General features: G+C 68.9%; 2 protein-coding genes. Both read right to left on the bottom strand.

The window, feature by feature from the left end; translation table 11 throughout:
- The coding region (locus AB4039_RS42345; protein WP_442273325.1) for a phosphoadenosine phosphosulfate reductase domain-containing protein at positions 1-212 on the bottom strand (212 nt) is incomplete at its 3' end.
- On the bottom strand, positions 209-660 hold a 452-nt coding region (cysC, locus tag AB4039_RS42340), incomplete at its 5' end, for an adenylyl-sulfate kinase (protein ID WP_442273324.1). The genes cysC and AB4039_RS42345, both read right to left, overlap by 4 nt.

Here is a 660-nt window from a genome sequence, read left to right as displayed (position 1 = left end):
ACGTGCAGCAGCGTGAAGGGGACCGGCGCGGGCGCGAAGGCCTTCAGCGCCAGGTGCAGCATGACGATGGAGTCCTTGCCGCCGGAGAACAGGATCACCGGCTTCTCGAACTCGCCCGCCACCTCACGGAAGATGTGCACCGCCTCGGACTCCATCGAGTCCAGGTGGTCGAAGGTCCTGGCCGCCTTGTGCAGGGGAATGACGGTGGTCACGCGAGACCCCTCTGGTTGAGCAGCGCGAAGAGTGCCGCTGCGGATTGGTGTACGGACTGTGTGTGCGACTCGATGCGCAGGTCCGGGGACTCCGGTGCCTCGTACGGGTCGTCGACCCCGGTCAGACCGGAGATCTCGCCCGCCGCCTGCTTGGCGTACAAGCCCTTCACGTCACGTACGGAGCACACCTCGACCGGGGTCGCCACGTGCACCTCCAGGTACGAGGTGCCCGCGGCGGCGTGCCGCTCGCGGACGGCCTCGCGGCTGTCGGCGAACGGCGCGATCACCGGGACGAGCGTCTTGACGCCGTTGCTCGCCAGGAGCTCGGCGACGAAACCGATCCGCTGGACGTTGGTGTGCCGGTCCTCACGGCCGAAACCGAGGCCCGCGGAGAGGAACTCGCGGATCTCGTCCCCGTCCAGGACCTCCACCCGGTGCCCCCCGGCGT

Origin of the sequence: Streptomyces sp. M-16 (assembly GCF_052114405.1) — a bacterium.
GTDB lineage: Bacteria > Actinomycetota > Actinomycetes > Streptomycetales > Streptomycetaceae > Streptomyces.
Note: the sequence above shows the minus strand (reverse complement) of the source record. Positions and strands in the feature narration are given on the sequence as shown.